Raw genomic sequence first — 17267 nt, 5'->3', positions numbered from 1 at the left:
GGGCAGGGGCCGATGCGCCGCCGGCCGTGGCGCCGGCACGCGCAGCGACGCCGGCCACTGGACCTGCACTTGCGGCGACGCCCGCCGCCGCACCGCGCGCCGCGGCAGCCGCGCCCGTACCTGCGCCGGTGCCGGAAGACAGCTATCCCTACCTGCACCAGTTGCCCGACATCATCCAGCGCGACATCCCGCGCGTGACATTCGGCGGCTATATGTACTCGGCCAATCCGGCGGATCGCCTGCTGATTGTCGACAAGGCGCTGCGCCACGAAGGCGAGGAAGTCGCGCCGGGGCTGCTGCTGGAAAGGCTGTTGCCGAAGGCGGCCGTGATGAATTTCCGGGGGATCCGCTATCGTGTCGCTTATTGAGGTGCGGCCGGCCTCCGGCCAGGTGCTGGGCGTGATCGGCTGGTCCGGCAGCGGCAAGACCACGCTGCTGGAATACCTGGTGGGCCGGCTGGCCGCCGAAGGCCTGCGCGTCAACGTCATCAAGCACAGCCACCACGACATCGTGCTCGAGCCGCCGCACAAGGACAGCGCCCGCCTGCGCCAGGCCGGCGCCGGCGAGGTCATGATCGCCTCTCCCTACCGATTCGCGATCATGCACGAGCTGCGCGGCGCACCGGAGCCATCGCTGGAAGAGCAGCTGGCGCGCCTGGCGCCGGCCGACCTGACCCTGGTCGAAGGCTATAAATGGGCGGCAATCCCGAAGCTCGAGGTGTATCGCCCCGAACTCGGACGTGCGCCGCTGTACCCGGACGATGCGCAGATAGCCGCGGTGGCATCCGACGTCCCGGCGCCGCTCGGCCTCGCCGCCGGTGTCGACTGGCTCGATCTGAACGAGCCGGCCACGGTATTGCGCTGGATTCAACGGCGCATCGCGGCCGCACGCTAAAGTTCTGGCCGGTCCTGCCGTTAAACCAGGATAACCCGCAGTAGGACCACACAGAGGAGATCGTCATGGACGTCATGGGTATTGCCAAGCTCGCCACCAGCATCGCCGATACCGGCACCCGTCAGGATGTCAGCATGGCCGTGCTGAAAAAGGCCCAGGACATCCAGGCCTCGACCGCCACCCAGCTGCTGGACGCGGTGCAGGCCGCCGCGCCGGCGCAGAACCTGCCGGCGCACTTGGGCAAGAACGTCAACACCACCGCCTGAATCCTTGCCGGCACGGCGCCGGCAAAAACAAGCCGGGCGCGTCAACAGGATCGCCGCCTGGCACGTTACTCAATCCACGTACCCGGCGCGAGGGCAGGCCGCATAATGACCCGCTCTTGCCGCCACCATCGCTGCCCGCGCGCAGCCGCACAAGGCCGTCCCCGCCGGCGTACGGATTCCGAAGGAGATCCCTATCCATGAATAAACGTCAAGCACTCGTTGCTGCCGCGCTCGCGAGCGTGTGCGCCGCCAACGCGTCGGCCAGCGGCCAGATGGACATGCAAGCCAAGGGCGAGCAGGAAAAATGCTACGGCGTGGCCAAGGCCGGCCAGAACGATTGCGGCACCGCCACCCATGGCTGCGCCGGCCAGGCGGCGGTCGACAAGGATCCGGCCGAATGGCGTTCCGTGCCCAAGGGCAGCTGCGAGAAGTCGGGCGGCAGGCCGAACCCGCCGCAACAGGGCAAACAGGGTAAATAAGCCGTGGACGAGGCGCGTCCGGCGCGTGGCGTCGGCATCGGCCTGCGCGCACCGCACTACCGCCAGTGGCTGGAGCGGCGCCCGGCGGCCGGATGGCTGGAAGTCCATACCGAAAACTACCTGGCCCGCTCGGGCTGGGACTGGCATGTACTGCAAGCGCTGCGGCGCGATTATCCGCTCAGCCTGCACGGCGTCGGGCTGGGGCTCGGCTCGGCGCAGGGTTTCTGCGAACAACATCTGCAACGCGTGCGCGAGCTGGCCGCGGCCATCGAACCGGCACTCGTCTCCGAACACCTGAGCTGGGGCGCACTGCGCGACCGCCAGCTGAACGACCTGCTGCCGCTGCGCCTGGACGGCGCCGCCCTCGACCTGGTCGCCACCCGCGTCGAGCGCGTGCAGGAAGTGTTGAAGCGCCGCATCCTGGTCGAAAACGTCTCCACCTACCTGCGCTTTGCGGGCGACGCGATGAGCGAAGCGGAATTCCTGGCTGCCCTGGCGCGCCGCACCGGTTGCGGCATCCTGCTCGACGTGAACAATCTTTACGTCAACCAGTGCAACCACGGCGAGGACGCGCTGGCGGCCCTGGATGCGTTATCCAGCCTTGCGCCGCCGGGGGCGGTCGGCGAACTCCATCTGGGCGGCCACCTGGTCGCCGGACACGCCGTCATCGACCACCATGGTGACCGCGTGGCGCCGCCGGTGTGGGCGCTGTACCGCGAGGCGCTGGTGCGCTTCGGTGCCGTGCCGGCCCTGATCGAGTGGGACACGGACGTGCCGGCGCTCGAGGTGCTGCTGGAAGAGGCGGCGATGGCCGGGCGCATTGCCGCCGAGGTGAGGCAGGCCATCAGGCCAGTGTCCACCGGGGCATTATCGTATCCGGTTTCTGTACAGCCATCCGACGTCGAGGCGCTGGCCGAGCTGCAGCAGGCCTTCGGCGCCGCCCTGCTCGATGCCGCCCGGCTGCCCCTGCTGGCGCCCCGGCTCAAGGGCGACCCGGCGCGCCTGGGCATCTACCGCGGCAATCTCGTGAGCGCCTGGCGCCGCGCGCTGGCATCCGCCTATCCGCTGCTGCGCAAGGTGCTGGGAGAAGACGATTTCGACGCCCTGGCGCGCGCCTATGGACGAGCCTACTCGGCCCGCGATCCGGACCTGAACCGTTTCGGCGCGGAACTGGCGGACTTCATCGGACGTGATGGCGAACGACCCTGGCTGCCCGATCTTGCGCGCCTCGAATGGTCGGTGCACGAATCCTGGTATGCCTCCGATGCTTCATTGCCGGCCGAGGGCGCGCCGCTGTCCGTGCTGCCGACCCTGAGCCCGCAGCAGTTCGAAGCCAGCCGCGCCATCCTGCATCCCTCGCTGCGCCTGCAGGCGGCGGAGTGGGCGACGGCCGCCTTCTGGCTGGCGGGAGACGCCGTCGGCGAGCCGCAGCGCCGGCCCGGCCACGCCGCGATCCTGCGTGCGCGCTGGCAGGTGGCCGTGCGCGAGATCGATGCGGCGGAATACGCGGCACTGTTGCGGCTGGCAAACGGAGAAAGTTTCGGCGCCGCCTTCGATGCGGCCTTCGACCTGGACGAGGATGCGCCGATCGCAACCTGGCTGGACGGCTGGCTGAAGAGCGGGCTGGTGACGGGGATCGTGCGGGTGGAGGACTTCGGGGCGGCCGGCCCGCCCTCGGCGTGAGGCAGGGCCGGCGCGGGCGTTGGGCCCGCGGGTGCTTCAGTGGTAGTGGAAGGCGCGCAGGATGCACTCTTCGCCGGTCTGGTCGTGATGCAGTTCGTTGGCGGCCCGGGTTGCTTCGATCATCCGGGACAGCTGTTCCTCCTCGAAGCGGGCCAACTCTTCGTTGGCTGCGTTCAGCGCCATAGCCAGCTTGGCGCGTGCGCTTTGGTACACCAGACCGGTGTAGTGATCGGTGTTCTTGAGCAGTTCTTCCGCGTTTTCGATGACGAGACGCAGGTCGCCGATGAGCCTCTGCTGCGTCATTGAGCTGGGGTCTGGGGTTTCCATCTTCCTCACCTTTTGCCGTAGTACTTCTTCAATATAGAGAAGGAGGACTGCCCAAGTTTGTCAGCGCGCAAACGTCACCCCTACAGCCGGGGACGGCTAATCCGGTGGGCCCGGCAAGCGCGCCCGGCGGGACGCACCATTTTTTTGTGAGCGAAGCGGAACTTTTTTAGCGGACGGTGATCCGAACATCGCCCACGCTCACGACCTGGCCGGCACGGATCTTGGCAGTCTTGCGCAGTTCCTTCTTGCCGTCGACCGACACCACGCCGCTGGCGACCATGTTCTTGCCGGCACCGCCACTATCGACGAAGCCGACGATCTTCAGCAGTTGGTTGAGTTCGATGAACTCCGATGTCAGTTCAAAAGTTGTTGTTTGCATTCTATCCTCGGTTAAAAATGGACGGCGTACCGTTGAGTCCGCGTCAAAAAACGTCGCCACCGCCCCCAAAACGTCGTCCCCGCGAAGGCGAAAAAAGCGCCATTGGCGCTTTTTCCCCCAAGTTCTGCAAGCGTTACGTTAGCGCTGGAAAACTTGGATCCCCGCCTGCGCGGGGACGACGGTATTTATAGGTCAGCCCGGATGCGGCCGCGTCATCTCGATCGGCACGATCCACTGATCGAACTGCGCCTCGTCGACGAAGCCGGACTGCAGCGCCGCCTGGCGCAGGGTCAGGCCTTCGTGCTGGGCGGTCTTGGCGATCTGCGCGGCGCGATCATACCCGATATGCGGGGCCAGGGCGGTCACCAGCATCAGCGATTGCTCCATCAGCTCGCCGATGCGCTTGCGGTTCGGCTCGATGCCCTGGGCGCAATGCTCGTCGAAGGAACGCATGCCGTCGGCCAGCAGGCGTGCGCTCTGCAGGAAGTTATGGGCGATCATCGGCTTGAACACGTTCAGCTCGAAATTGCCCTGCGAGCCGCCGATGGTGAGGGCGACGTCGTTGCCGAACACTTGGCAGCACAGCATCGTCATCGCCTCGCACTGGGTCGGATTGACCTTGCCCGGCATGATCGAGCTGCCCGGCTCGTTCTCGGGAATCGTGATCTCGCCCAGGCCGGAGCGCGGGCCGGACGCCATCCAGCGCACGTCGTTGGCGATCTTCATCAGGGCCGTCGCCAGCGTCTTGAAGGCGCCGTGCGCGAGCACCATCGCGTCGTGGCCGGCCAGGGCCATGAACTTGTTCGGTGCGCTCTTGAATTGCAGACCGGTACGCGAAGAAATTTCAGCCGCGATGCGGTTCGCGAATTCCGGATGCGCGTTCAGCCCGGTGCCGACCGCGGTGCCGCCGGCCGCCAGCTGCAGCAGGCCGGGCAGGGTGTTCTTGATCGCGTGCTCGGCAAATTCCAGCTGGGCGACGTAGCCGGAGAATTCCTGGCCCAGGGTCAGCGGGGTCGCATCCTGCAGGTGGGTGCGGCCGATCTTGACGATGTCGGCGAAGTCGCGCGCCTTTACTTCGAGCGTGCCGCGCAGCCTGGACAGTGCCGGCAGCACGTCCTTGGCGACGGCGATGGCGGCGGCGACGTGCATCGCGGTCGGGAACATGTCGTTCGAGGACTGGCCCATGTTCACATGGTCGTTCGGATGCAGCAATCTGGCTTCGCCGCGTTCGCCGCCCATCAGTTCGGAGGCGCGGTTGGCCAGCACCTCGTTCATGTTCATATTGCTCTGCGTGCCGGAACCGGTCTGCCAGACGGATAGCGGGAATTCGCCCGGGTGGCGGCCTTCGAGCACCTCGTCGGCGGCGCGCATGATGGCATCGGCTTTGTCCTGCGGCAGTTTGCCGAGCGAACGGTTGACGGCGGCGGCGGCGCGCTTGACCTGGGCCAGCGCAGCGACCAGCTCCGGTGCCATCTTTTCCGTCGAAATATGGAAGTGGTGCAGAGAGCGCTGGGTCTGCGCGCCCCACAGTTGACCACCCGGCACCTCGATCGGCCCGAAGCTGTCCTTTTCGATCCTGTTTTCCATAGACATGTCCTGACTTTTTGTTAGTAGGGAAGCACGGTTAAAGAGTGTACCGCAACGGCCGTTAATGACGCTGAGGCTTCACTTTTTTTCACGTCCATGCGCCACTGCTCCCGCCGTCTCCTGACCACGCTCGTCCTGCTGTCCGCCCTCGGTTCCGCCCGCGCGGCCGAACTGGGCGAGGCTCGCGTGTCGTCCCACATCGGGCAGCCGCTGGTGGCCGATATCGAGTTGACCATGATCGACGATCCGTCGGCGGCCGTGTCCGTGCGCCTGGCCAGTCCCGAGGTCTACAACGGCGCCGGCATCGCCATGCCGCCGGTGCTGGCGAGCGCCACTATGTCGGTGATGCGGCGCAACGGCCGCCAGTTCCTGCACGTGACGACCTTGCGCCAGGTCGACAGCGAGCACCTGCACCTCTACCTGGAGCTGGTCGACAAGGGGCAGAGGACGGTGCGTCTTGCCACCTTGTGGCTGACGCCGGATCCGAATCCGGCGCCCGCACCCGCACCGGCGCCGGTCCCCGTTCCGGCCCCGGTCCCGGCCGCGGTGACGCATGCGGAACCGGCGCCGAAGGCCGCGCCGGTGGCGGTTTCCCTGCCTCCGCGCAAAGCCGTCACCGTGCGCAAGCCCGAGCCGGCCGCCGATGCAGAACCGAAAGCATCTGCGCCGAAGCCATTGCCGCTGCCCAGCCACGCGCGCCAGGCCGCCGCGCCGGCCATCTGCGCGCAGCAAGCCGAGCAGGCCAGCGTCTGCGTCGCCCTCGACGGCAAGAACGCCGAACTGAAAAAACAGATCGGTGTGCTGGAAGGCAAAGTGAAATCCTTGCAGGCGAGCCTGGGCGCAACGCCGCCCGCCGCACCGAAGCCGGCGCCGGCCTCGACGCCGGCGTCCGCACCGATACCGAAGCCCGCGCCGACACCGGCGCCCGCCGCCGCATCCGCCGCCGCATCTGCCCCCGCGCCCGCCCCGGTACTCGAGCTCGCGCAAAAACCGGCCGGTCCCAAGCCGATCAGCGCGATCAAGCCCCTGGTGCCGCGCAAGCCCAAGACCCCGCCGCCCGAACCGGAATCCGGTCTGCCGTGGGGCTGGATCGGCGGCGCGGCGGCGCTGCTGCTGGCGTCGGGCGCCGCTTTGCTGCTGCGCCGGCGCAAGCGGACGGTACGCAATGTCGACATCCCGGCCGCACCGCGCCTGATCGAAGGGCTGCGCCAGCGCATCGGTGCGCGCAGCGCGCCGGCGGCGAAGGCAGCGCCGGCACCGGCGCCGGAAGCGGTCGAGCCGACTTTCGAATAGGCGCGCACAAACTCGTCTACACAAGCTCGAAATTTGCGTTATACTGGTCCGCATGTGATCTTCTTGACCACAAAAACGGCTCAGGATCTGGCGCAGCCACCACCGATAGCGTGGCGCGGAAACCAGATGATCGTTGAAGAAACGCCTGTACCCGGAAGCGGTTTGCCTGCCTACAGTGGCAGGTGAACGCCGGATGCAACCGGCAAGAGGCGACGCCAGGAGATACCTGGTGCTCGCACTCCCCAATTCCTGAAAACCCGCTCGGATCTTTCGCAGCGGGTTTTTTCTTGCCCTCATTTTCTTGCCTGCACATGCCTGCGCGCAWGGCGACGGCTGAGTTTCTCCGCTTGGCTTAGGATGTCATGGTTGGCAAGGAGACTCCATGAACGATGCATCCCCGGACCCCGCCCTGCGCGGCGATATATTTTCCGAACATTGTCCTTCGCGCGACATACTCAAGCACGTGACCAGCCGCTGGGGCGTCCTGCTGCTGGTGGCGCTCGGAGACGGCGCCCAGCGTTTCGGTGAGCTGCGCCGCAGGGTCGGCGGCATCAGCGAGAAGATGCTGGCCCAGACCCTGGTATGGCTGGAACAGGACGGCTTCGTCCAGCGCATCGTCCACACGGCGGCCGCGCCGCGCGTCGAATATCGCTTGACGCCGTTGGGGGAAGAGATCAGCGGCAAGCTGGGTGAGCTGGCCGAATGGATCGAGGGGAATATTGCGGGAATCCTGGCGGCGCAGGGCAGGGCGGCCGCGACGGCGCAAGGGACCTGAGACCGGGATCAGGAAGAGGGCAGGGGTTTGCGGAAGTACACCACCCGCTCGGTTTCCTCGAAGCCCAGCGCGGCGTGCATGGCATGGCTGACCGCGTTGTCCAGCGGCGCATCCGATGCGAGTTCGCTGCATCCCCGTTCCCTGGCCCATGAGGCCACGGCGGCAACCAGCAGTCTGCCGACGCCCTGGCGGCGATACGCCGGCGTCACGTAAATACCTTCGAGAAAAGCCACCGGCGAGCTATCCGTCCCGTTGACATAGTCCGTGCGCAGCGAGGCTTCGACGAAACCGGCGGCCTGGCCGTCCGCTCCGCAAGCCAGGAACTGGGCGTATTTGTCCGGAAGATCGAGGGCGGACTGCATCTCGGCCAGGTGCTCGTCCCTGGGGCAGTCCGGCCACAGCGCCTGCCGGAAGTCCAGCCAGCCGTCCTGTCCGGTGGCGCTGCAGGGAAGGATGGAAAAAAACCCCTGAGACGTCGCCATCGCAGGGGTTGTGCTTTTTTCCGGAAATGCCGGCCAGGCAGGATTCAGTGAGCGCTCATGGCCCGCTCGAGCTGTCCATGCCAGGGCTCGGTCACGTCGCGCACAGCGCGGTCGTTGGCCATGATCTGCTTGAGCAGGTCGATCTTGCGCAGGCGCTGGGCGCCTTCGAGTGCCGGAACGCCCGACTTGGTGGCGCTTGCCTGCAGGGCGCACTGGGTTTCCAGGCGGGCCAGGCCATCGAAGTCGCCGTCGCGGGCCGCTGCCGCCATGCGGCCGCTGAGGGCGGCGATGTTTTCGTACATGGCGAGGACTTCGTTGGACGTCATGGTGCACCAAAAGCAATTTTTTCCGGCCGGATTGCCGGGTATCTAAGACCTTAACGGCTCCGCTTTAGGGAACTTTAGGGTTTTCGAAAGATTTTTTTAAAAATTTTTCGACATCAAGATCATGCCCGTTTCCGGCAAACCGTGGCGCACGAAGGAAAGGGGCAGAATGCGACCTGCTCCCCGGATCGTGCAATCCAGCGCGGCTTTTTGCAGTCTGTCGCAATTCTGTCATCCTTGCCATTTCTCTTGCCTATAGTGCAGGGTGGATCGGTGCGCCACAGCAGCGCCGACGATAACAAGATGAGAGAGAGGGAGAAAAGTCCATGAGACGATTCCAGGCGTTCGGCGCTACCGCGCTGGCCATTGCCGCCATTGGTGCCCATGCTGAGGCACCATTTTCTTTTGATAAGACACCGGGCAAGCTGCCCAAGGATGTCGTTCCGGTCGAATACATCGCCCACCTGGCGCCGGACATCGAGGCCAATACCTTCAGCGGCACCGAAGGCATCGAGATCGACGTCCTCAAACCGACCTCGACCATCATGCTGAACGCCGCCGCCCTGGAGATCGAGAGCGCGGCCCTGTCGGGCAAGGGCATGAAGCAGCTCAAGCTGACGCCGGTGCTGGACGACAAGCAGGAAACCCTCAGCTTCACCCTTCCGCATGAACTCGCGCCGGGGCGCTACCGCCTGGACCTGGCCTTCCGCGGCAAGATCAACCGGGAAGGGCGCGGCTTGTTCTATGTGAATTACCAGGCCGGCAAGGCCGACAAGAAGCTGATCGCCACCACGATGGAGCCGACCGACGCCCGGCGCATGCTGCCGACCTGGGACGAGCCCGCCTTTCGCGCGAAATTCCGCCTGTCGGTCGACCTGCCGGCGGGCCTGAAGGCCTATTCGAATACCCCGGTCGACAAGCAGGCCAAGCTTGCCGGCGGCAAGCAGCGCATCAGCTTCAAGCCGACCCCGAAGATGCCGAGCTACCTGGTGGTGCTGGCGGCCGGCGAGTTCGAGCGCATCAGTGCCAGGCAGGACGGGGTCGAGATCGGCGTCGTCACCACCGAGGGCAAGAAGGACAAGGGCGCATTCGCGCTGAGCGCCAGCCGCGACCTGCTTCACTTCTATAACAATTACTTCGGCGTGCCGTATCCGCTGGCCAAGCTCGACCAGATTGCGATCCCGAACGGTTTCAATGGCGCGATGGAGAATTGGGGCGGCATCGTCTACAACGAGAACACCCTGCTGTACGACCCGAAGACCAGCCCCGAGAGCGTCAAGCAGGGCACATTCTCGGTCAACGCCCACGAGATGGCCCACCAGTGGTTCGGCAACCTGGTGACCATGGCCTGGTGGGACAATCTGTGGCTGAACGAGGGCTTCGCCTCCTGGATGGCGTCCAAGGCCACCGAGCATTTCCACCCTGAGTGGCGGCCCTACCTGGCCAACATCGGCGACCGCGAGCGCGTCATGAACCTCGACTCGCGCAAGACCACCCATCCGATCCAGACCCCGGTCGAGACCGAAGCCCAGGCCGCCGACGCCTTCGACGACATCACCTACGAGAAGGGCCAGGCCTTCCTGCGCATGCTCGAGGCGTATCTCGGCGAAGACGCCTTCCGCAAGGGCATCCGCGCCTACGTGGCGAAGCACCAGTACTCGAACACGACGTCAAGCGACCTGTGGGCGGCGCTGGAGCAGGCGTCCGGCAAGCCGGTCGGCAAGCTGGCCTCGGACTGGACCACCCAGCCGGGCTTCCCGCTCATCAAGGTCGAGCAGGTCTGCGAGGACGGCAAGCGCAAGGTGAGCCTCAGCCAGCAGCAGTTCCGCCTCGACGAGCCGGCCACTGAAAACCGGCTGTGGAACGTGCCCGTGCAGGTCGGTACCGTGAACGGCAAGGCCATGTATACCCTGCTGTCCGGCGCCAGCACCCGCCTGATGCTGCCGGGCTGCGAAGGCGCGCTGGTGGTGGATCCGCACAGCGTCGGCTACTTCCGCATCCAGTACGACCGTCCCAGCTTCGACGCCCTGGCCGGCCAGGCCGCCCACCTGCCGGACGCCACCCGCCTGAAGCTCCTGAACGACACCTGGACCCAGGTCACGGCCGGCAGCGTGCCGCTCGAGGCATACCTGAAGCTGGCCGGCCAGCTGGCCGACGAGCCGCGCCTGGCGGTCTGGGAGGCTATCGCTGCCAACCTGAACTTCCTGGATGCGCTGGCGCGCGGCGAGCCGGAACGGCCGCTGGTCCGCCGCTTCATCATCGGCTTTGCAAAACCGAAGCTGGCGAAACTGGGCTGGGACGAAAAGCCGGGCGAAACCGCCGAAGACGCCCAGCTGCGCGCCCTGCTGGCCGGCGTCCTGGCCCGCGCCGGCGACGAGGAGGCGATCGCCCAGGCCCGCAGCCGCTTCCAGCGCTGGCTGAAGGAACCCGCCGCGGTCAGCCCGGCGATGATCGGCTTCGTCACCTCGGCCGCCGGCCGCTACGCCGACGCCGCCACCTTCGACGCCATTGCCGGGCGCCTGGCCGCGAGCCAGAACAACGAGGAGCGCTCGCGCCTGACCGGGGCGCTGATCCAGGTCCAGGATTCGGCCCTGGCCGACAAGGTGCTGCAGATGTCGCTGGCGCCGTCGACGCCGCCGACCATGGTCGCCCGCATCGTGCTGGGCGTGGGCCGCGAACACCTCGACCAGGCCTGGAACTTCGCCGTCGCCAACCGCGAGCCGTTGATGAAAACCCAGGATGCGCTGAACCGCTACCGGGTCTTCCCGGGCATCGTCACCGCGTCCTCGAGCGTCCAGGACGCCCAGCGCATGGAAGACTACGTTCGCCAGAACTTCGAGGCCGACGCGCAGGTCGAAGCGCAGCGGGTCGCCAATGGCGTGCGCGTGCGCGCAGCCCAGAAGGCGCGCCTGCTGCCACAGGTGCGCGAGGCGCTGAAATGAACCCCAGGTACTACAATAAGCAGATCAATCAACAAGAAGGGAACTCCATGAAGACCAGCTGGACACCAGTAAAGACGGCGATCGTGTTCGCCCTGTGCGGCGCCGCCGTGATCTCGATGCCGGGCCAGGCGGCAGGGCAGGCGCAGCCGGCCGCCGCGCCGAAGGCCGAAGCGCCGCAAGGCAGCGCGGCCATCCGCCCGGGCGACGATTTCTTCGCCTACGCGAACGGCGACTGGCTGTCGAAGACCGAGATCCCGGCCGACCGCAGCTCCTGGGGCGCGATGGGCGCGCTGGCGGAAGAGACCAACCAGCGCATCGTCAAGATGATCGAGGGCCTCGCCGACGACAAGAAGCTGGGCGGCGAGCCCCGCAAGGTATCCGACTACTACCGCTCCTACATGAACGAGCCGGCCATCGAAGGCAAGGGCATCGCCCCGCTCAAGCCGATGCTGGCGAAGATCGAGGCAATCAAGGACAAGGCCGGCCTCACGCGCGCGCTGGGCGAATCGATCCGCGCCGACGTCGACCCCCTGAACAACACCCACTTCTTTACCGAGAACCTGTTCGGCCTGTGGGTCGCGCAGGGCCTGCACGACACCACGCGCCACATGCCCTACCTCCTGCAGGGTGGCCTGGGCATGCCGGACCGCGCCTACTACCTGGACAACAATCCGAAGATGGCCGAGCTGCGCACCAAGTACCAGCAGCACATCGCGGCCATGCTGAAGCTGGCCGATTACAGTAAAACCGCGAGCGATGCCGAGGCACGCGCCGCCAAGGTGTTCGCGCTCGAAGTCGACATCGCCAACACCCATGCCACCCGCGCCGATTCGGCCGACGTGCTGAAGGCCGACAACACCTGGACCGCGAAGGACTTCACCGCCAAGGCGCCGGGCATGGACTGGAACGCCTTCTTCAAGGCCGCGCGCCTGGGCGACCAGCAGAAATTCATCGTCTGGCATCCGAGCGCGGCGGTGGGCGAAGCCGCGCTGGTGCAGAAGGTCGACCTGCAGACCTGGAAGGACTACCTGGCCTTCCACCGCATCAACCAGATGGCGAGCGTACTGCCGAAAGCCGTGTCCGACCAGCGTTTCGAGTTCTACGGCAAGGCCCTGAGCGGCACGCCGCAACAGTCGCTGCGCTGGAAGCGCGCACTGGCCGCGACCAACGAGGCGATGGACGAGGCGGTCGGCAAGATCTACGTCTCGAAGTACTTCCCGGCCGAGAACAAGGCGCGCCTGCAGCAGATGGTCGGCAATATCGTCGATGCCTTCGGCAAGCGCGTCGACAAGCTCGACTGGATGGCGCCGGCCACCCGCGCCCAGGCCAAGGAAAAGCTCAAGACCCTGTACGTGGGCGTGGGCTATCCGGACAAGTGGAAGTCGTACGAGGGCCTGAAGGTCGTGCTCGATGACGCCTTCGGCAATGCCGTGCGCGCGGACGAATTCCACACCGCCCAGGAAATCGCCAAGCTGCACCGCAAGCCGGACCGCACCGAATGGTCGATGCCGCCGCAGCTGGTCAATGCCGTCAACCTGCCGTTGCAGAATGCGCTGAACTTCCCGGCCGCGATCCTGCAGCCGCCGTTCTTCGATCCGAAGGCTTCCGACGCCACCAACTACGGTGCGATCGGCGCCGTCATCGGCCACGAGATCAGCCACAGCTTCGACGACCAGGGCGCCCAGTTCGATGCCCAGGGCCGCCTGCGCGACTGGTGGACCAAGCAGGACATGGAGCACTTCAAGGCCGCGTCCGGCAAGCTGGTGGAGCAGTACAACACCTACAAACCCTTCCCGGACCTGGCCGTCAATGGCCAGCTGACGCTGTCGGAAAACCTGGCCGACCTGGCTGGCCTGGCCGCCTCCTACGATGCCTATAAGCTTGCCTCCGGCAACAAGGCCGGCGAAGAGGGCGACCGCCAGTTCTTCCTGGGCTTCGCGCACAGCTGGCGCAACAAGGCGCGCGAAGCGGCCGAACGCCGCGGCATCCTGACCGACGGCCACGCGCCGCCGCAGTACCGCGCCGCCACCGTGCGCAACCTGGACGCCTGGTACAAGGCCTTCGACGTGCAGCCGGGCCAGAAGCTCTACCTGGCGCCGGACGAGCGTGTTCGCGTCTGGTAATTAGTTAGTAGAAGGTAARGGACGCCGGCAGCGGGACTGCCAGGCCTAGAATCAGGGGTCTGGCATTCTTGTTGCAGGTGGTTCATGAAGCAGCATTTTCTCGACCTCAAGCGCCGCATGCTGGGCGCGCATCCATGTATGGGACAGCACGACGACTTCCGCGAGATTTCGGAACGTACCTTGCATCACTACGACGCAGTGGCGCCGCGTTTCTTCGCCGGCACCATGGACCACGACGTCAGCCAGAACATCGCGGCCTTGCTCGACGCGATCGAGGCCGACCCTCCCCATACCATCCTCGACCTCGGCTGCGGCCCGGGACGCGACCTGAAAACCTTCAGGGACATGGGCCACCGCGCCATCGGCCTGGACGGCAGCGCCCGCTTCGTGGAGATGGCCGCGCAGTACAGCGGCTGCGAAGTGTGGCTGCAGAATTTCATCGACCTCGACTTGCCGGACGACATGTTCGACGGCATCTATGCGAACGCCTCGCTCTTCCACGTGCCGCGCAGCCTGCTGCCCAAGGTGCTGGGCGAGCTGCATGCCGCGCTCAAGCCGGGCGGCGTGCTGTTCAGCTCCAACCCGCGCGGCAATAACGAAGAGGGCTGGAACGGCCCGCGCTGGGGCTGTTTCCACGACTATCCGGCCTGGGAAGCTTACGTGGTCGGGGCCGGCTTCACGCCCATACATCACTATTACCGGCCGGCCGGATTGCCGCGCGAGCAACAGCCTTGGCTCGCCAGTGTGTGGCGGAAAAACTGATTCCGTTACAAGAATTGATTCCACTACGTTAACCGGCGAACAGAGTGAGGGTCGGAATCGGCCCAAGATGAACCTGTGCCGCTCGACAGCCGAGCGGTAGCGACGGGACCTCGACACCGCCACCAGTCTCGGCGGTCCACCGGATGGGATGCGCAGCGGGCCGAGGATTCGTGAACTTAACGAAAGGAGGTGTCCATGAACAAGGACCAGATCAAAGGCAAGGCCAAGGACATTGGCGGCAAGATTCAGGAAGGTGTCGGCAAAGCCGTTGGTAGCAGCGAGCAGCAAGCCAAAGGCCTGAACAAGCAGGTCGAAGGCAAGGTGCAGGAAAAAGTCGGCGACGCGAAAGATATCGTCGGCAAGGGTAACCGCTGATCTGCATTGCCTAAGCGTTTCCCTCCCAAACAGCCGCCTCGTGCGGCTGTTTTCTTTTCCAATTAGAATCCCGGCAATGAAATCATTACAGAAGCGGATTCTCTCGGCCCTTGCGGCCGTTCTCCTTGCCGGCGGGGCGGCATATTGGTACTGGTCGCCTTATCTGGCGATGCGCGAACTGCGCGATGCCGCGGTGGCGGCCGACGCTGGGCGCTTCAACGAACGCGTCGATTTTCCCAGGGTGCGTGAGAGCCTGAAGAGCCAGTTCTCGGCGCGACTGGATCAAGACAAGGCGAACGGCGGCAACAATCTCGGCAGCCTGCTGGCAGGGGTGCTGATCGACAAACTGATCGACACGGCTGTGCGCCCGGAGACGATCATGTTTGCGATGCGCGAAGGGAAGTTCAAGATCGGGAGCGGCGAAAGCGCCGAAGCCGGGCAGGATACCGCCGAGCGCAGGAAGACCGTCTGGCGCACCGAAAGGCAAGGCGCCGACACCATCCTCTTCCATGCCGAAGGGGAAGGCAGCGGCGCCAGGAAAGATACGATGGCGCTCGTCATGCAGCGCCGGGGTTTCGCGGAGTGGAAGCTGACCGATATCCGGCTTCCCGACTAATCGCCTTCCTGCCGCGTCGTCAGCGCCACGATCGCGGCGCCCGCGGCGACGATCAGGGCATCTTCGATCAGCCCGCTGCGGGTCTGGCCGATGCGCGCCATGGCCTGCTTGCGGGCGGCCAGCGTCAGGTAGGCGAGCGGTACGGCGGTGGCCACCGCGACCGCTGCGCCGGCTTTTTCCCGGCCCTTCGGCGCCAGCGCCGCACCGGCGATCCCGGCGCTCAATACGCGCGCCAGCAGACCCAGGAAGACGGTGCGGTCGGGCGCCGTCTTCATCTTGTCGCCGAACAGTTCTCCGACTCCCATTGCGAGGGCACCGTATTTGAACAAGGGGCGGTCCAGCAGGGCGAGTTCGCCCGGCGTATCGCGGTCGGCGAGGCGTGCCGTGGCGATCGTGGCCATGGGCGTCATCGAGCGTGCGCTCGCGACGGCACCGATCAGGGCGGAGGGGAGCAGGGCGGGCGTGTTCATCGTCGTGGTGTCCTTTGCAATTGTTGGGTAAAGCCATGCTAGCCTTTATCCACTCGGCGGCGCGCCGTCTTGCTCCTGAGACCGGTCGCCAAGGATGTCCTCGACATACAGCATCTTGATCAGCACCATCAAGGTGGCCGTCAGCGGCGTCGCCAGCGCGATGCCGGCAAAGCCGAAGATGGTGCCGAACACCAATTGCATCACGATGATCAGGCCGGGCGCGATCCGCACGGTGTGCGAGTCGATCAAGGGCTGCAGCACATAGCCGTGCACCATCTGGATGCCGAGGAAGAGCAGCACCGTGTACAGCGCCAGCTGCGGATCCACCGATAGCGCGATCAGCACCGCCGGCACGCCCGCCATGATCGGACCGACATAGGGAATGAAGTCGAGCAGGCCGGCGATGATGCCGAGGATCAGCGCCAGCGGCACGCCGAGCAGGCCCAGCCCGATCGTGGTCGCAATCCCCGCGATCAGCATCGCGCAGAAGGTGCCGAGCAGCCAGCGTCCCAGGGTGCGGCCGATCTCGTGCAGCACCTGCTGGACGCGGGCGCGCTTTGCCGGCGGCACCAGTTTCAGGAAGCCGTCGATGTAGCTGCGCGGGGACACCGCAAAATAGATGCCGACGAACAGAATGATGGCGACGTTGGCGACCGCGCCCAGCACGCCGCCGAAGAACAGGCCGGCATTCGGTACCATCTGGCCGAGGTATTGCATGAGCCGCTTCGGCTGCGGCAATTCGTCCGCGATGCGCCTGAGCAGGGGATGCTGGCCGACCATCTGCTGCAGGCGCTCCAGCGAGGCCGGCACCTCTTTCGCGAGCTGGTTGGCCTGCTCTGCGATGCGCGGCGACATTGCCCAGCCGCCCAGCCCGATGATGAGCAGCAGCACCGCCACCACGATGCCCAGACCCAGCTTGCGGTTCAGCCCGAAGCGGCGGCACAGCAGGACGCTCAGCTCATACAGCAGGATCGCGAACAGGATGCAGGCGAAGACCAGCAGCAGGGCATTGGCGGCGTAATAGACGGCGGCCAGCAGGGCCAGGAAGACGATGGYGATACCGTCGATCAAGGCGTGGCGCCGCAGGACGCTGCGCTGCGCGGGCGCTGGCCCAGCCTGCTCGCCGTCCGGTGATGAGGGCTGCTCGTTCATACCGACATGCTCTCACAGTCGACCGAAGCAGGGCACCAGTTTCGTATTGACGAGCTATGTGCGTGCGCGAACGGAGCCGCTCGACTAGCTTTCTTATCATTGAGTCACAGTCAATGAAAGGAGAGCACCATGAACTCGAATCAAGTCGAAGGCAAACTGAAAGACATCGGCGGCAAAATTCAGGAAGAAGCCGGCAAGCTGGTCGACAGCAAGCAACAGCAGGCGAAAGGCCTGAAGAACCAGGCCGAGGGCAAGGCGCAGGAAACCCTGGGCGATGCGCAGGAAACGATTCACGACGCGACCAAATAATCGCTTCGTAGGGTGGGCACTCCGTGCCCA

20 protein-coding genes are annotated in these 17267 nt (G+C 65.7%); 13 read left to right on the top strand and 7 right to left on the bottom strand.

Features of this window, described 5'->3' with window-relative positions; all coding sequences use genetic code 11:
- The 5 genes from AC1DIX_RS26170 to bufB all read left to right on the top strand — a co-directional run.
- On the top strand, nucleotides 1-368 hold a 368-nt coding region (locus tag AC1DIX_RS26170; protein ID WP_477328218.1), incomplete at its 5' end, for a general secretion pathway protein GspB.
- Nucleotides 355-894 carry a molybdopterin-guanine dinucleotide biosynthesis protein B gene (gene mobB, locus AC1DIX_RS26165; RefSeq protein ID WP_477328217.1) on the top strand — a complete coding sequence of 180 codons (540 nt, stop codon included), beginning with the start codon at nucleotides 355-357 and terminating at the stop codon, nucleotides 892-894. The genes AC1DIX_RS26170 and mobB, both read left to right, overlap by 14 nt.
- A gap of 65 nt (nucleotides 895-959) precedes the next feature.
- Nucleotides 960-1160 carry a YjfB family protein gene (locus AC1DIX_RS26160; protein WP_442123626.1) on the top strand — a complete coding sequence of 67 codons (201 nt, stop codon included), beginning with the start codon at nucleotides 960-962 and terminating at the stop codon, nucleotides 1158-1160.
- 197 nt (nucleotides 1161-1357) lie between these two features.
- Nucleotides 1358-1639: a BufA1 family periplasmic bufferin-type metallophore gene (locus AC1DIX_RS26155; RefSeq protein ID WP_477328216.1), complete on the top strand. Its 282-nt coding sequence runs from the start codon at nucleotides 1358-1360 to the stop codon at nucleotides 1637-1639.
- A 3-nt stretch (nucleotides 1640-1642) separates the two neighbouring features.
- Nucleotides 1643-3322: an MNIO family bufferin maturase gene (bufB, locus tag AC1DIX_RS26150; RefSeq protein ID WP_477328215.1), complete on the top strand. Its 1680-nt coding sequence runs from the start codon at nucleotides 1643-1645 to the stop codon at nucleotides 3320-3322.
- A 36-nt stretch (nucleotides 3323-3358) separates the two neighbouring features.
- Here the strand turns inward: bufB and AC1DIX_RS26145 are convergent, their stop codons facing one another.
- The 3 genes from AC1DIX_RS26145 to fumC form a co-directional block, all read right to left on the bottom strand.
- A complete protein-coding gene (locus tag AC1DIX_RS26145; protein ID WP_477328214.1) occupies nucleotides 3359-3649 on the bottom strand; it encodes a DUF883 family protein in 291 nt (96 codons plus the stop codon).
- A gap of 166 nt (nucleotides 3650-3815) precedes the next feature.
- A complete protein-coding gene (locus tag AC1DIX_RS26140) occupies nucleotides 3816-4028 on the bottom strand; it encodes an RNA-binding S4 domain-containing protein (protein ID WP_477253897.1) in 213 nt (70 codons plus the stop codon).
- 192 nt (nucleotides 4029-4220) lie between these two features.
- Complete coding sequence (gene fumC, locus AC1DIX_RS26135) at nucleotides 4221-5615, bottom strand: class II fumarate hydratase (protein ID WP_477328213.1); 1395 nt, start codon at nucleotides 5613-5615, stop codon at nucleotides 4221-4223.
- 96 nt (nucleotides 5616-5711) lie between these two features.
- Here fumC and AC1DIX_RS26130 point away from each other — a divergent pair, with 96 nt between their 5' ends.
- Together AC1DIX_RS26130 and AC1DIX_RS26125 are read left to right on the top strand one after the other, a co-directional pair.
- The gene (locus AC1DIX_RS26130; RefSeq protein ID WP_477328212.1) at nucleotides 5712-6908 is read left to right on the top strand and encodes a type IV pilus assembly protein FimV; all 1197 of its coding nucleotides are present in this window, start codon (nucleotides 5712-5714) and stop codon (nucleotides 6906-6908) included.
- 382 nt (nucleotides 6909-7290) lie between these two features.
- Entirely contained in the window at nucleotides 7291-7683 is a 393-nt protein-coding gene (locus AC1DIX_RS26125; RefSeq protein WP_477328211.1) for a winged helix-turn-helix transcriptional regulator, read from the top strand.
- A gap of 8 nt (nucleotides 7684-7691) precedes the next feature.
- Here AC1DIX_RS26125 and aac(6') read toward each other — a convergent pair whose 3' ends face one another.
- Together aac(6') and AC1DIX_RS26115 are read right to left on the bottom strand one after the other, a co-directional pair.
- Complete coding sequence (gene aac(6'), locus AC1DIX_RS26120) at nucleotides 7692-8165, bottom strand: aminoglycoside 6'-N-acetyltransferase (RefSeq protein ID WP_477328210.1); 474 nt, start codon at nucleotides 8163-8165, stop codon at nucleotides 7692-7694.
- A 44-nt stretch (nucleotides 8166-8209) separates the two neighbouring features.
- Nucleotides 8210-8491 (bottom strand): flagellar protein FliT, encoded by a 282-nt coding sequence (locus AC1DIX_RS26115; RefSeq protein ID WP_442123635.1) that lies wholly within the window; start codon nucleotides 8489-8491, stop codon nucleotides 8210-8212.
- 323 nt (nucleotides 8492-8814) lie between these two features.
- Here AC1DIX_RS26115 and AC1DIX_RS26110 point away from each other — a divergent pair, with 323 nt between their 5' ends.
- The 5 genes from AC1DIX_RS26110 (at nucleotide 8815) to AC1DIX_RS26090 (ending at nucleotide 15306) form a co-directional block, all read left to right on the top strand.
- The gene (locus tag AC1DIX_RS26110; protein ID WP_477328209.1) at nucleotides 8815-11430 is read left to right on the top strand and encodes a M1 family metallopeptidase; all 2616 of its coding nucleotides are present in this window, start codon (nucleotides 8815-8817) and stop codon (nucleotides 11428-11430) included.
- A gap of 47 nt (nucleotides 11431-11477) precedes the next feature.
- The gene (locus tag AC1DIX_RS26105) at nucleotides 11478-13553 is read left to right on the top strand and encodes a M13 family metallopeptidase (protein WP_477328208.1); all 2076 of its coding nucleotides are present in this window, start codon (nucleotides 11478-11480) and stop codon (nucleotides 13551-13553) included.
- A 138-nt stretch (nucleotides 13554-13691) separates the two neighbouring features.
- Entirely contained in the window at nucleotides 13692-14315 is a 624-nt protein-coding gene (locus AC1DIX_RS26100) for a class I SAM-dependent DNA methyltransferase (protein ID WP_477328219.1), read from the top strand.
- 195 nt (nucleotides 14316-14510) lie between these two features.
- Entirely contained in the window at nucleotides 14511-14690 is a 180-nt protein-coding gene (locus AC1DIX_RS26095; protein ID WP_442123638.1) for a CsbD family protein, read from the top strand.
- Between the two features lie 76 nt (nucleotides 14691-14766).
- Nucleotides 14767-15306, top strand: a complete 540-nt coding sequence (locus AC1DIX_RS26090; protein ID WP_477328207.1) for a DUF2939 domain-containing protein — start codon at nucleotides 14767-14769, stop codon at nucleotides 15304-15306.
- Here AC1DIX_RS26090 and AC1DIX_RS26085 read toward each other — a convergent pair.
- Both AC1DIX_RS26085 and AC1DIX_RS26080 read right to left on the bottom strand, forming a co-directional pair.
- Entirely contained in the window at nucleotides 15303-15716 is a 414-nt protein-coding gene (locus tag AC1DIX_RS26085; protein WP_477328206.1) for a hypothetical protein, read from the bottom strand. The two genes, AC1DIX_RS26090 and AC1DIX_RS26085, sit on opposite strands and share 4 nt — an antisense overlap.
- A 105-nt stretch (nucleotides 15717-15821) precedes the next feature.
- The gene (locus tag AC1DIX_RS26080; protein WP_477328205.1) at nucleotides 15822-16928 is read right to left on the bottom strand and encodes an AI-2E family transporter; all 1107 of its coding nucleotides are present in this window, start codon (nucleotides 16926-16928) and stop codon (nucleotides 15822-15824) included.
- Between the two features lie 129 nt (nucleotides 16929-17057).
- Between AC1DIX_RS26080 and AC1DIX_RS26075 the strand changes: the two genes are divergently transcribed.
- Nucleotides 17058-17237, top strand: a complete 180-nt coding sequence (locus AC1DIX_RS26075; RefSeq protein ID WP_442123642.1) for a CsbD family protein — start codon at nucleotides 17058-17060, stop codon at nucleotides 17235-17237.
- Nucleotides 17238-17267 lie beyond the last annotated feature (30 nt).

It is taken from the genome of Massilia sp. 05N420 (assembly GCF_056397205.1).
This window is presented reverse-complemented; position numbering and strand designations above follow the sequence as displayed.